The sequence below is a fragment of the Aliidiomarina sp. genome (genome assembly GCF_047920995.1).
GTDB lineage: Bacteria > Pseudomonadota > Gammaproteobacteria > Enterobacterales > Alteromonadaceae > Aliidiomarina.
Genome location: NZ_JBLRWZ010000001.1, coordinates 1 through 13586 on the forward strand (window position 1 = coordinate 1; position 13586 = coordinate 13586).

Here is a 13586-nt window from a genome sequence, read left to right on the forward strand (position 1 = left end):
GATTGAGCTCCAGCCAGAGTGTCTGCCGCATGGATGCGGCAGCCAAGCCTACAGGGATGTACTTGCGGCGTCTCTGGCGGAGCCAATCTTCCCTTCGCCTTTGCGAGCCAGCGGGCAGCGCCTTTAAGCGCGCACTACGCGTTGAATTGGGGTTTGCAGGGAGATGAGGGTTTCGGTGGATTGGATTTCGTCGATTACCTGTAGGCGTTCGATGAGCAGCTTTTGCAGATCTTCGATGTTGCGCACCAGCACTTTAATTAGCACGCTGTATTGACCGGTGGTGTAGTAGGCCTCGGTTACTTCCGGTAACGCTTCTAACTTCTTCAAGGCCGAGGGGTAATCGCCTGCTTGGCGCAAAATAATGCCGATAAAGCAGGTGATATCGTAGCCGAGTTTTTTTGCATCAATGCTTAAGCGGGCGCCGGTAATGATGCCGGATTTCCGCATTTTCTCTACGCGCACATGCACCGTTGCCGGCGATACTTGGTTGGCTTTGGCTATTTCTGCGTAGGATTGCCGCGCATTTTCCGCTAACGCGTTCAGAATATTTTTATCTAAATTATCGATCATTTACTTTTTCTCGCGTTTTCCTGCCTAAATATAGATATTTTTTAACACATTCGCCCTATATTTTAAATAAATTATTGCGCAACGCTTCTTTTATAAAACGCTATTGAGCAAACACACCAAAAGGAGATAAAACTATTAACCATAGGCTGCTTTACATAGCCATTCGTTAATGCAAGTAAAAATACAAATACCAATAACGGGCAACCAAGCCCAGCGTGCATCGCCAAGGAGTTACCATGAAAGCATCATTTATTAGCCGTCAGCAGGAAATTCGTTACATTAAGCATTCGTTTACTGAGGCTTTGTGCGCGCAACTGAATCTTACTGAGGTGCAAGCGCCGTTGCTTACGAGCACTACGGAGGGCACGCAGGATACGCTTTCCGGCTATGAGAAAGCGGTGTCGGTAGCGGTAAAATCGCTGCAACAGGAATACGAGGTGGTGCATTCCCTTGCCAAGTGGAAGCGCGCTGTGTTGGGCCAATATGGTTTTAGTGAAGGCGAAGGCATTGTGGCGCAAATGAAAGCGTTGCGGCCAGATGAAGAGCAGCTTTCTGAGATTCATTCGGTGCTGGTAGACCAATGGGATTGGGAGCAGGTAATTTCCTCGCAACAGCGTTCGCTTGAGCAGTTACATGAAACGGTTAACAAGGTGTACACGGCCTTGAAAACAACCTTGGATAGTTATCAGCAGAGCTATCAATGTGCGGAACCGCCACTAGAATTGCCGGAGCACATTCACTTTATTACCACCGAAGCCCTACGCGAACGTTTTCCATTTCTTTCGGCAAAAGAGCGTGAGCATGCCATTGCTGAGGAGTACAAAGCGGTATTTATTCAAGGGATTGGCGGCAAGTTAAGTGATGGTGAAATTCATGATGTGCGCGCCCCGGATTACGATGATTGGCAGCTGAACGGTGATATTTTGGTATGGAACCCGATTTTGCAACGGTCTTTAGAGCTGAGCTCGATGGGCATTCGCGTGGATCGTACGGCATTATTGCAGCAACTCGCGGCAGCGGGACGCTCGAGTGCGGCAGAACAACCTTGGCATCAGCTGCTATTGGCGGAGAAAATGCCGCAAACTGTGGGTGGTGGTATTGGCCAATCGCGTTTGTGTATGTGGATGATGCAGTTACCGCACATTGGCTATGTACAGCAAGGTGTGTGGTGCCCTACCACGCGGGAGCAATATGCTGGGCTGTTGTAAAACGATACAGTAGGCACAAAATCTGCGCGCTCGCGGACTATTTTTAGCGCTTGCAGCCAAAAAGCCAGCGGTTTCACTTGATTACTGCCGGCGAATTCCATAACATACGCGGCCTGTGGATAGGTGGCCGAGCGGCTGAAGGCGCACGCCTGGAAAGTGTGTATACGGTAATCCCGTATCGAGGGTTCGAATCCCTCCCTATCCGCCATTATTATAGAGAACCCGCCTTTTGGCGGGTTTTTTGTTGCCTGCGCGGTTCCCTGCGCCCCGAATGCTAGCTGGGAGGTGGTATTGGCGGCAACAACGCTTTCATGAAATGTTACATTTCTGTGCTACTGCTGAACGCCTATTTTCGTTATCCTAGTGCGATGCACATTAAACACTGGAGTAACTTAATGCCGATTGATGCCATTTCTTCTAAATCTAGCCGTACCAAGCTGCTGAATATGCTGCTCACCATTCCCCTACTGTTGTTAAGCATGCTAGCCAGCGCCTATGCGAGCGATATTCCTTTAGAGCATTTTTTCCAGCATGCTGAGTTTGGTGATGCAGCAATATCTCCAACCGGAAAATACTTAGCCGTTACCGTACCCAACGATGAGCAGCGCAGTTTAGCCGTGTTAGATATCAGTAAGCCCGACGCTATGTCTATTACCGCGGCATTTCAATTACGTGGTGAAGAAAGCCCCGTGAATGTGCAGTGGGTAAGCGATGAACGATTGATATTCTCAAGTGTTATTCAAGCCGGTGCCTTAGAACAGCCGGTAGGCACGGGGCGCATTTATGCAATTAATGCCGATGGTGGTAATCGCCGCCAGCTGTTTGGTACGCAAGCGGGTAGCCGCGTGTTTCGGGTTATGGACATTATTAGCTTACTACCCGAAGAGCCGGATTGGATTTTGGTGCAACACTGGGCGCATGATCGCCCGCGGCCGATAGTAGAGCGCTTAAATGTAAATAATGCGCGCTCGAACCGAGTAGCCACTTCGCCGCTGAACCGCGGCTTCCTGATGGCCGATCAAGATAATGTGGTGCGCTTTGCCATGGGTACCAATGACGACATGAAACCCGAATTCTCATGGCGCCCATCGGAAGATGAGGAATGGCGGAATTTTTCCAATGACATTAGTGACCACTTATCTCCTGTGGGCTTTGATGCCAGCGGTGATTTTGTGTATATGCGCTCGCGCGATAATGATCACCTCGGCCTGTATCAAATTGAGCTAGCAAGCGGTGAATTTCGGCCACTTTTACCCAGTGAGCATGTAGAAGTGGATGGCATTAAGTTTGACGTTACGGGCAGTAAAATTCTTGCCGTACGCTACCACGATGGCATACCACAATGGCACAGTATTGATGATACCGCGCAGGAAGTAGTTTGGCTGCGCCAGCTCGAAGCTATGTTCGAAGGTAGCCGCGTAACCATTAACAACTGGACCCGCGATGGCAACTTAGCCATGGTAGCGGTTTCCAGTGATGTTGCGCCCACCGAATTTTTCGTACTGGATACTCAGGCGCCCGCATTGCGCTTTTTAGCGGCTTCGCGCCCATGGATAGACCCAGCGGAAATGCAAAAAATGCACCCCATTCAATTTACGGCGCGTGATGGGGTTACTCTGCACGGCTATAAAACACTACCTCGCGGTTATGCAGAAGGCAGCGAAGTTCCCTTCGTAGTGTTCGTACATGGCGGCCCGCACGGCCCTCGCGATCGCTGGGGGTTCGATAGCTTTGTGCAAGCTTTCGCCCATCATGGTTTCGGTGTGCTGCAAATAAACTTCCGCGGCAGTGGCGGCTATGGCATTGGCTTTGAGCGTTCTGGCTACGGTGAGTGGGGCGGCAAAATGCAGGACGACATCACCGATGGTACACAGTGGATTATTGAGCAAGGCATCGCCAAAGAAGATGCCGTGTGCATCGCGGGGGCAAGCTACGGTGGCTTCTCAACCCTTTCTGGCATTGTTCGCGAACCCGATTTGTATGCCTGTGCGTGGGCTTTTGTAGGTGTGTATGACCTCGAACTTATAAAAGAAACCGGCGATATTCCACAGCAAGTAAGTGGGCGGCGCTACCTCGATCGTGTGCTTGGCACCGATACTGAGGTATTGCAGGAACGCTCACCAACAAACCACGTGGCGAACATCAAAACGCCGCTGTTTATTGCTCACGGTGCCGAAGATATGCGTGCTCACGTGGATCATTACCACCTGCTGAAAGAACGTTTAGATGAAGCTGGCATTGCCTACGAGGAAATGCTCGTAGAAAACGAGGGCCATGGCTTTTACCGCGTTGAAAACAACGTGGAAATGATGACCCGAGTGTTGGCATTTATGAAGAAACATACCAGCGCTGAGTAAAAGCGCGGCGGGAACGCCCTAAGGGCGCGCGAGCGTTTAGCCATTCCACCTACAGAAATGTCCGCGCCATGGATGGCGCGGCCATAGCGCCACATGGATGTGCTCGAGCGGTTCTTTAGGTGGAATGGCGGAACGCGGAAGCGCCCTATGGGCGCGCCGCACGCAACTCTTGCAGCAGCGAGCGGCCCACCGCGTGTGCTGGTGGCGCGATGCCTAAGTATTCCGATACCGTGGGCGCCACATCGATTTGTCGGCTGTTTGGAATGCGGTTAGCTGCGAAACCACCGCCCCATGCGCAGGTTAAAGTGCCCATGTTGGGATCGGTAGCAGAATGCGTATGGCCGGCCCAAAGGCGTGTAGGGCCAGTAACTTCAGCCGTGTTATGGCGACGATTTACTTCGTAGCCATCGGCTACATTCCAGTACACATCGCCACCTGCTGGGCCGCCTAAACCAAGTTCAGGGTGCTCGGCAGCAACATAAATGCTTTCGATAACACGATTGCCATCTGCATCCGTAACCGCTTCTAGCGCGGCAACGATTTCCGCAATAACCGCTGCTTTCTCTTCTTGCGGCACAATACCACCGCGCCATTCCTCGGTATTTACGGTAATCCAGCTGCCGTTATTCGAAACCGCTTTGCTGCGATGTAAATCGATCATGCCGTTATCATCTAAAAACTGCAGGCCAGCTTGTTGCATAAGCACATTCGGACGGAACTCCAACCAACTGGCCCGCATACCATGATCGCCCACCACAAATACCGCCGCGTTATCTTGCTCAGCCAGCGACATTAAATGGCGAAGGCGTAAATCCACTAACTGCCAAGTTTTGTTGCGTAGAGCATTGGCTTTCTCGGCTAAATCGGCATCGTAATCTGGGTAGTTGGTATCAAGATAGCCGTATAGATTGTGATCAATTGAATCACCTAGTGGGAAGTAATCCACCAATAGCTCAACATCTTGTTCATTCCACATCCAGCTTGAGCCTTTATTGAATAACTTCGTTGCTAGCTCAGCGGTTTCTAAATAACGCGCTTCGGCTGTACCATCGCCACCTTGATAGAAGGTTGGGCCAAAACCGCCGCGGGAATACATGCGCGTGGCGGAGTTACCAAACCAACCTTGTACATATTCTTCATAGGCACTTTGCGCGGCGCGGTGATTAGTTTCTGCGATGTGCATCGGAGTGTGAAATAGCATGAACTCGCGGCCGTTTTCAGATATTTCGAACAACCGTAAGCGCGTAAATAATGCGCCATCTTCGTGGGAAACTCGCAATGGGGCCGAAAAGTGCCGCGCGAGTTCACGGTGTTGCGGTGCTGTTTGCTCGGCTGGATTAGCTGCCGCAATCACCGCGCCTTTAGCATTAGGCTGCGTATTAATAGCAATGTTTTCGTAGCGTTCGTTACCGTAGATAGCACCATAAAAGGTACCTGCATTATTGGTGAACGAGAAAAACTGCGGCTCGAGTGTGCTGTTCAGTTGGCTAAGATTTTGCCACTGCGGTTGATTATCCCATTGCACATTTTCGCCGGTGAGCAGGCCATCGGCTTGCACCATCTTGTTGTAGCCGTTCATTACCACCACATGTTCTTGCTGGTAGCCTTCGATAACGCGATTGCGGGCAGCTTCATTTGCCGCTGTACGATCGCCCACGGCAGATGGAAAGCCAGGCGCTTGTGGTGCTTGTGTAACGTGGTGGCCACCGGCTCGCAAGCCCTGCAAACCTGCACTTATCCAAATCGGTTCGGCACTCGAATTATCTGAGCTATAACCAGAAATAGCGGCTAATGCGGTGAATTCGTTGCGCGGTAATGGGTGTACGCTATTGGCGCTAATGTTGCTGATATTTCCGTAGGCGCCGGTCCATAACGCAGCGTGGCCTGCTGCGGTTACCGACGGGAATGATGGCTGCACGTAATCGGAGCAAGCGCCATGATTGAACACTTCATAAAAGGCCGGGATGCTCTCTTCTTGCAGGGAATTACGTAAGCGATATTCGCTACCTGCATCGATACTCACCAATATTGCCCGCGGTTTTTGCGCTTCGCTAACCGCTGTGCTGGGGTTGGAGCTGGTATTAGCGGTGTTGGCGCCGCCACAGGCCGCCAAAAATGAAACCGAAAGAAGCCCTACTAATGCCTTTAAGGGAAAAGGCTTACTCTGGCGCAAACACACTTTTTTGGACATAGAAACTTACCGCCTAATTACGAATTATTCCGCTAATTTATCAGGTTTTTATGACATTTTCATTGCCTGTTCTGCTGTTTGAAGAGATCGGGGTCAGTGAGGTGCCTCACTGACCCCGATCTTCCCACCACAAGAGCGGTGTGCATATGTTCCGTGGGCTAGCGGCCGGTTTTCTCTGTCCCCAAATAAAATGGGGACGGAGACGGTGCTCACTGACCCCAATCTTAGCGGAGCAGCCAAGCGAAGCGCAGGATGAGAGCAGTGGTGGCGAGCGCGGCGTAGCTGAAGATGGCGTAAATCAGTGGTTGCGGGAGTTCGGTGAGTACGGCTTTGAAGAGATCTTTGGCGTAGGCGCCGCTGGTAAAGGGCAGGCCGATTAGGTTCAGCGCCGGGATCGCCATCAGCACAAGCAGCAATGGCACAAATGCCGCAGGTATGCGCTTGCGGATGCCAACGCCGAGGAATAAGAGGGTTTTGTTCACGCCGTGGTGCATGGCAAAAGCGAGCATTGCTGCAAAAACTGCGAGCCAAAACTGGGGATACAACCAGCCTACACCGAGCATACAGGTGAGCATGCCCATTTGGCTCACGCTGGAATAGGCTAAAACGGTTTTCGCTTGCTGGGCAAAAACGCCCATGGCAGCAGCACCATATGCGCCAATTAAACCAAGGCCAATAGCCAGCCAAGCAATGTTGCTATAATCGGCAGCCATTACTGAGAATTCGCCCAGCGGCAAGGTTAACATCCACCCTACTAAGCCGGCCTTGATCATGGCGCCACTGAGCACAGCACTGGCTGGCGTTGGCGCTACCGGATGCGCAAGCGGCAGCCACCAATGCAAACCCGCCAAACCTGCTTTCACACCAAAACCGGTAAACAACAGCAACGCCACCCAAGGCCCTTGCTCGCTGGCAGCAATGGCTCGCGGTAGTTCGCCCAGCAGCGGGCTAATATCGTCGGTAATTAAATGCGCTCCCCACAGCAATCCACTGAGTAACAAAGCTTCACCAAGCACAGCCATGGCGATGTAGATGCGCCCAGCAAACAACGCAGGGCGAGTTTCAAAGTGAATCACTAAGCCATAAGCGGCAAATGTCATGAGGGCGAAAAAGCTATAGAAACTAGCTATATCTCCGGCCACCAATACGCCAAAGTTACCGGTAAGGCTAAGCAGCCAGCAACGCAGATAGCGAGCTAAATGCGCCTCACCTGGATTCTTTTGGTACGCTTGCCAGCTATACACCCCTGCCAGCAACCACAGCAGCGCGGTGACAGCCAGCAAAGTAACCAACCCTCCCGACACACGCCAATACACGCCAAGTAGCAGCCAATCGGCATTCAGCACCAATGCGGTTTCGCCACTTGCCAAGCCATCGCCATGCAAAATATATCCAGCAGCTACCAGCAGCATCGGCAACGGCGCCGCTGCAAACATCCAGAATTGCTTGCGCACGCGCTGCTCAGTTACCAACGCCGTTAACAATAAAGGGAACAATACGAGCAGTATGATCATGGCAGATACTCCCGTACAGAAATTAGGGTGGCCCACGTGAGCGGGCTAAAGGCATGCGCCGCGAATAATCCAGCGGCTATGGAGAACACTGCGGTAGCCACTACTGGCCACAATAACAAACTATGGGTTTCAAAACGCGCAGCGGCAATTTGCTCATCTGGCCAGGGTTGATTCTGCGGCTTAAACCACAGCCGATACAGTATGGGTAAAAAGTACGCTGCGTTCAGCATGCTGCTGATAATCAACACCAGCACTGCCCAGTTCATTTCGGCGGCAAAGGCGCCACTGGCCAGATACCACTTACTAATAAAGCCTGCGGTTGGCGGCACGCCGATCATGCCAAAAGCACCAATGGTAAAGGCAATGCTGGTGAGTGGCATGCGCTTACCTGAGCCATCGAGCTCATCGATACGATGGATGCCAAGGGTTTCTGCATAGTTACCGGCACAGAAGAATAAGGTTACTTTCATAATCCCTTGGTGCAACAAATGCACCAAGCCACCGATGGTGCCGATCGGCCCAAATAAACACACCCCGAGCACAATATAAGAAACTTGGCTTACGGTTGAATAGGCCAAGCGTTTCTTCAGCTCCATTTGCCGTAGCGCCTGCAACGAGCCCCACAAGATAGTGATAGCGGCTATTATTGCCAACGGCAGCAGCACTCCCAGCTGCCAAGCAAATTCAATGCCATAAACGTTGTACACCACCCGCACAATGCCAAAGGCGCCAGCTTTTACTACCGCAACCGCATGCAACAATGCGCTTACCGGGGCCGGGGCTACCATGGCTACAGGCAACCAACCGTGCAATGGCACTAAGGCAGCTTTCACCCCTAAGCCAACAATAAACATGAAAAATAACACCATCAGCCAAACGCTGTATTCACTTCGTTGCTCAAAAGCTAGCAAACCGCCTGCTTCTGTGAACTCTGCGGCTTCTGCACCGAACAGCCCATAAAATAGTGCTACCGCAGTAAGTAAAACAGCGCCACCGCTGAGGGTGTAACGCAAATAAGTACGGCCCGCTTTTAACGACGCCTCGGTACCGCGATGCACCACCAATGGGTAAGTGGATAACGTGAGCATTTCGAAAAAGATTAAAAAGGTAAACAAATTACCCGCTAGCGCGATGCCCATGGTGGAGGCCACACACAGGCTGAAGAAGCCAAAGAAGCGGCTGCGATGCGGCGAACCTTCGAGGTAGCCGATAGCATACAAGGTGGTGAACAACCACAGCACCGATGAAAGGCCGGCGAAGAGCATAGAAAGTGCATCTGCGCGGAGCAGAAAATCAATACCGGGGACAATTTCAAAGCGCGTTTCGGCGATATCGCCCACCATAATGAGCTGCAGCATATAGGCAACAATCAGCAACTTTATTACCGCCGCACCAATGTTTAAAACACTGCGAGTACGTTGCTGCGCTTCCGGCAAGGCAAAAATAATCAGCGCAGCCAGCAGCGATGTGCCGATTACGGCAACGGGCAGCCAAAAGGTGAATTCAGGAATCATAACCCACCTCCTTGAAAGCCGGAGCTTTGCAGCAAACTCAGTGGCCATTGGCTAAAGAAGCCGAGTGCAATGGCTATTGCTGCAAGTGCTAGTGCGGTAAAATCAAGCGTATTTGGCGTGCTGGAAAACTCATGGGTTGCTTTTTCCGCGAACGAAATGCGGAACACACGGAACACATAAGCGGCAGTAAGTAGGCCACCTACTACCAGTAAAATAAACCACCACCACTGCTGGCTAGCCATGGCACTTTGTAGCAACAGCCATTTGGCGTTAAAGCCGCCACTTGGGGGGAGGCCCATAATACTTACTGCGGAAAGCCCAAAGGCGAACAAGGAAATGGGAATACGGTGGCTTACCCCGGCTAAATCGCTCACTTTGCCGTGGCCGATAGCCAAAACCAATGTGCCCACAGACATAAACATGGCGGCTTTGGCGAAGCCATGCGCCAGCAAATGCAGCATAGTACCCTGCCAAGCGAGCCCCGCTGCCACTGCGGTAGTGCCGATGGTGAGTGGAAAAAGGAGCATTAAATAGCCGAGCTGGGCAACAGTGGAATAGGCTACCAGCATTTTTATTTGCGCCGTTTTATACGCCTGCCAACTGCCCCACAGGATGGCGCCAGCCCCCAGCACACCGAGGCCCTGCGCCGCGCTGTAAAGCACCACATGGGTGTTGATTGCAGACGCCATATCAAGCCAAACGCGCGCCAAAATATAGAACGATGCCTTTACTACGAGCGCAGAAAGCAAGGCACTTACCGGTGCCAATGCGCCACCATGGGCGGGCGGTAACCAATAGTGCAACGGGAATATGGCCGTTTTCAGCAGCAAGCCGATGCTGATTAAGCCTATCGCCACAAAGGTGCTGATATTGGTATCGAGCAATTCGCCAAGTTGCGGAATAGCTAGGGTGCCGTAGGTGCCGTATAGAATAGCCACGCCGGCCAAATAGGCGAGCGAGCCCAACAATGCCGCGTACAGATAACGCAACGCCGCATGCAGCGCGGGCTTTTCGCCGGTTAAAGTAACCATACCCACGGCGGCAAGCCCGAGCAACTCGAGGCCCACGTATAAATTAAACAGATCGCCCGCTAGCCAAATACCATTTAACGATGCCAATAAAAACCAAAACAGCGGCCAAAAATAGGTTTGTTCGTGCTCATAACGTTGCAAATAGCTTTGCGCATAGATGGCAACAAACATTGCCACAACGGCGCTTAAACTGATGAGCGTTACGCTTACCCCATCCGCGATTAAGGCAATGCCCAGCGGCGCCTGCCAATCACCAAGCGCGTACTCGATAGGGCCATTCACATACACATCGAAGGTGAGCAGCAATGCAGCGCCCACTTGCAGCAACAACCCCGCGCGAATCGTGAGCGAAAGCCAGCGGTGAGGCAGTAAAATGCATAATATCGCCCACGCCAGCGGGATAATTAACAACAACGGCATCATTGCGGATCACCGTTTTTGAGATTGGGGTCAGTGAGGTCGGTGTCAGTGACGGCGGTGTCAGAGACGGTGGTGTCAGAGACGGCGGTGTCAGACCCCGTTCTCTCCGCCCCCTTGTTTTCAGCGGCCAAAGCGGCCACCACGCTAGCCAAAGCAAAGCGGCGAATTACTACGAGCGCCAGCGCTGTTGCGGAAACTGCAACTACAATTCCAGTAAGCACTAACGCCTGCGGCACCGCATCGGCAGCACCGTTGTTTTGCGTTTGCGCCATGCCAACCATCACTAAAAACACCCCTGAACCCATGATATTGAAGGCCAAGAGTTTCTTGAGCAGGCGTTTACTTAGCAGAAACGCTAATAATGACAAGGCAATGAGCGCAGCCCCGATGGCGGCGTACCATAAATCCACCGAGAAGCTAATCATGATCAGCCTCCGTTTTACCGCTATCGCCAGGTGGCTTATTACCAACGCCATGATCTGAGCCCACCCTGCTAGCGCTCTTTACAGAGCGTTGCGAGCTTTTAGCATTAGGCTCGGCACCATCGCTGGGCGAATGCACAAACAAACTTAGCAAGGTGAGGCCGATAGAAAACGTAAGCATGGCTTCAATAAAGAAGATTAAGGAGCCTGCCCAGCCATCGGGATAATTTAAAAATGGTCTACCGCCGAACATCACGCTGGCCGCAACGGTAAGAAATACGAGGAAGCCCAGTACCAAGCCAAACCGCAGCAGTTGATCAACGCGGCTAGCAATGTTGTAACCCGCTAAACGGGCGATAACACCCGCCGCAGCTATTAAGGCACCAGCCTGAAAAGCGCCGCCTGGCATGGTTGAGCCGGCCCATAATATGTAGCCGCCGGTTACCAACACTAGGGGAATTAAACGCTGCGTGAAGTTAAGCAGGATTGGATCGTTACCACTGCCCTCAGTGATTACGCCGGCATAAGCCGCTTGCCGGGCCGTAATTAATGCGGTACTGGGCGCTTGTTGTTCATTACTATTGCTGGGAATACGCAAGGAAAGGCCAATAATTACTGCCACCAGCAGCACCGCTACTTCTAACAAGGTATCGTAACTACGGAAATTCAGCAGTACGGCGGTAATCGGATGTTCGATACCCGCATCAGGGATCCCTTCGGCAACCATGATCGGCAAATTAACCAAAGCCTCTGGGCGCATCAATAGCGCCGCTTGCAAGGCGATTAAGATGCATAGAGCAAGCAAGCCAACCGCCAAAAAACGGAGGTTTTCGTAACCCACACCATTGTTATTTTGCGCAGCGCACGCGCGAGTGCTGGTAAATGTGTTGAGCAACTGCTGATCTACCGGCGGCAGCTTGCCGGCAGCGGTTTTCTTCGCGCGCAACACACTCAAGGTGTCGAGCAATAATACACCGGTTAAGCCGGCGCCAATTGCGGCCTCTGCGAGCGCCAGATCGGGAGCCTGCAAGCGCACCCATGCCAACGCCAATAGTACGCCAAACACTACAAACATTACGATGGCGCGAAACAGATCTGCCGACCAAAACACGCCTGCAGCCGCCAGCAACATACCGAGCCCGAGCAAGATATCAAATGCGATCATGCGTTTGGCTCCTCGTTTTGCAGCTTGTTGGCAACCAGATATGCAGACACCGAACTAGCCGCCAGTATCAGCACCCAGCACAGCAGGATTTTTAGCGCTTGTTGCGGCGAGTTGGCGAACGGCAGTAAGCCCACGATTAGCATGCCCAAGCCGAGGTTATCGGCCTTGGTAAGCGCATGAATGCGAGTGTAGGTATCAGGGAAACGCAGTAAACCGATACTGCCAACTAAAAAGAACAGCACACCAGCACCAATCAGGAACATTTGCACAACAGTTAGGAGTAAACTCATTAGCCCTCCTTCTCGATCGCTTCGGTATCAGTTTTAGCGCTCAGGGAGCTTGTATCTGCTGCACTTTGCTCTAGTTTTAAACGCCGTACAAAGGCAAGAATGGCAACCGCGGCCAACAACGAGAGTACCAGTGCGATATCAAACAGCGCGCTATTATCAGTAATCACGGCCAGTAGTAATACGATGCCCACGCCAGTAGTACCAAACAATTGCGCAGCGAGCATACGATCGGCAGCGCCTGGGCCACGCCACACACGAATTAATCCGAGCAATAGTGATAACAACAGCACGAGTGCCGCAATAGTAAGAAAATCAGCCATGCGTGCCTCCGTTTCGTTCACCTTCCTGTTCGGCTAATACCACACCAAATAGGCGTGCCACCACGCGCTCGGTGGCGGCGCAATCATCGGCGATATTTAATGCTGTATCCAACACGTGCAAACGTAGGGTTGTGGCCTGCTTGGTTGGGAATTTTGCAGCCGATAAAGTACCCGGCAATAAACTTACCAAGAGCATAAAGAAGTATTGCGGCCCGCCTTCCGGCAAACGAAATTGATAATCGTAGAAACCTGGTTGCAGCGGCATGCTAGGGCTTAACGTGCGTTTGGCAACATCTATACCGGCGAGCAAAGAGCGGCCTAAGAAAAAAGCCATGAATTGCGGGATGCCACGCCATTGGATTGCGGAAATGAATTTTGCGGAATTCGGGCTGCGAGCTATTACCGCCACCCAACTTGCGAGCAAGGCCATGGGTAAGCCTATATACCAACCTCGACCAAAAAAGGCATCAGCGCTGCCGGTGAGAACCCACCACAGTGCCAACATCAACAACAAAACCTGCCCGAAGTTATTTCGCCTCATACTTTCAATCTATGGTGTTTCTTACCGTTTTTCAAGAGAATGG

General features: G+C 52.0%; 12 protein-coding genes and 1 tRNA gene. 3 read left to right on the top strand and 10 right to left on the bottom strand.

The annotated features are described in order from the left end of the window. Positions 1–123: 123 nt before the first annotated feature. Entirely contained in the window at positions 124–570 is a 447-nt protein-coding gene (asnC, locus tag ACNA7P_RS00005) for a transcriptional regulator AsnC (protein ID WP_416256548.1), read from the bottom strand. 236 nt (positions 571–806) lie between these two features. Here asnC and asnA point away from each other — a divergent pair, with 236 nt between their 5' ends. The 3 genes from asnA (at position 807) to ACNA7P_RS00020 (ending at position 4135) form a co-directional block, all read left to right on the top strand. Further along, positions 807–1778, top strand: a complete 972-nt coding sequence (gene asnA, locus ACNA7P_RS00010) for an aspartate--ammonia ligase (RefSeq protein WP_416256549.1) — start codon at positions 807–809, stop codon at positions 1776–1778. 117 nt (positions 1779–1895) lie between these two features. Then, positions 1896–1986: transfer RNA gene (locus tag ACNA7P_RS00015), tRNA-Ser, on the top strand. A gap of 187 nt (positions 1987–2173) precedes the next feature. Then, positions 2174–4135, top strand: a complete 1962-nt coding sequence (locus ACNA7P_RS00020; protein WP_416256550.1) for an alpha/beta hydrolase family protein — start codon at positions 2174–2176, stop codon at positions 4133–4135. Between the two features lie 145 nt (positions 4136–4280). On the opposite strand, the gene ACNA7P_RS00025 is transcribed toward ACNA7P_RS00020, so the two are convergent. From ACNA7P_RS00025 to ACNA7P_RS00065, 9 genes are all read right to left on the bottom strand, one after another. Continuing rightward, complete coding sequence (locus tag ACNA7P_RS00025; protein ID WP_416256551.1) at positions 4281–6326, bottom strand: alkaline phosphatase family protein; 2046 nt, start codon at positions 6324–6326, stop codon at positions 4281–4283. Positions 6327–6550: 224 nt separating this feature from the next. Then, positions 6551–7840 (bottom strand): proton-conducting transporter membrane subunit, encoded by a 1290-nt coding sequence (locus tag ACNA7P_RS00030; RefSeq protein WP_416256552.1) that lies wholly within the window; start codon positions 7838–7840, stop codon positions 6551–6553. Then, entirely contained in the window at positions 7837–9354 is a 1518-nt protein-coding gene (locus ACNA7P_RS00035; RefSeq protein ID WP_416256553.1) for a complex I subunit 5 family protein, read from the bottom strand. The genes ACNA7P_RS00030 and ACNA7P_RS00035 overlap by 4 nt, the downstream gene beginning before the upstream one ends. Continuing rightward, positions 9351–10808: a complex I subunit 5 family protein gene (locus tag ACNA7P_RS00040; RefSeq protein WP_416256554.1), complete on the bottom strand. Its 1458-nt coding sequence runs from the start codon at positions 10806–10808 to the stop codon at positions 9351–9353. Before ACNA7P_RS00040 ends, ACNA7P_RS00035 begins: the two co-directional genes overlap by 4 nt. Beyond that, the gene (locus ACNA7P_RS00045; RefSeq protein ID WP_416256555.1) at positions 10805–11230 is read right to left on the bottom strand and encodes an NADH-quinone oxidoreductase subunit K; all 426 of its coding nucleotides are present in this window, start codon (positions 11228–11230) and stop codon (positions 10805–10807) included. Before ACNA7P_RS00045 ends, ACNA7P_RS00040 begins: the two co-directional genes overlap by 4 nt. Beyond that, positions 11223–12392: a hydrogenase subunit MbhD domain-containing protein gene (locus ACNA7P_RS00050; protein ID WP_416256556.1), complete on the bottom strand. Its 1170-nt coding sequence runs from the start codon at positions 12390–12392 to the stop codon at positions 11223–11225. The genes ACNA7P_RS00045 and ACNA7P_RS00050 overlap by 8 nt, the downstream gene beginning before the upstream one ends. Beyond that, positions 12389–12682, bottom strand: coding sequence for a cation:proton antiporter (locus ACNA7P_RS00055; RefSeq protein WP_416256557.1), 294 nt, complete (start codon positions 12680–12682; stop codon positions 12389–12391). The genes ACNA7P_RS00050 and ACNA7P_RS00055 overlap by 4 nt, the downstream gene beginning before the upstream one ends. Further along, the gene (locus ACNA7P_RS00060) at positions 12682–13002 is read right to left on the bottom strand and encodes a monovalent cation/H+ antiporter complex subunit F (RefSeq protein WP_416256558.1); all 321 of its coding nucleotides are present in this window, start codon (positions 13000–13002) and stop codon (positions 12682–12684) included. Before ACNA7P_RS00060 ends, ACNA7P_RS00055 begins: the two co-directional genes overlap by 1 nt. Further along, positions 12995–13543, bottom strand: coding sequence for a Na+/H+ antiporter subunit E (locus tag ACNA7P_RS00065; protein WP_416256559.1), 549 nt, complete (start codon positions 13541–13543; stop codon positions 12995–12997). The genes ACNA7P_RS00060 and ACNA7P_RS00065 overlap by 8 nt, the downstream gene beginning before the upstream one ends. Between the last annotated feature and the right edge of the window lie 43 nt (positions 13544–13586).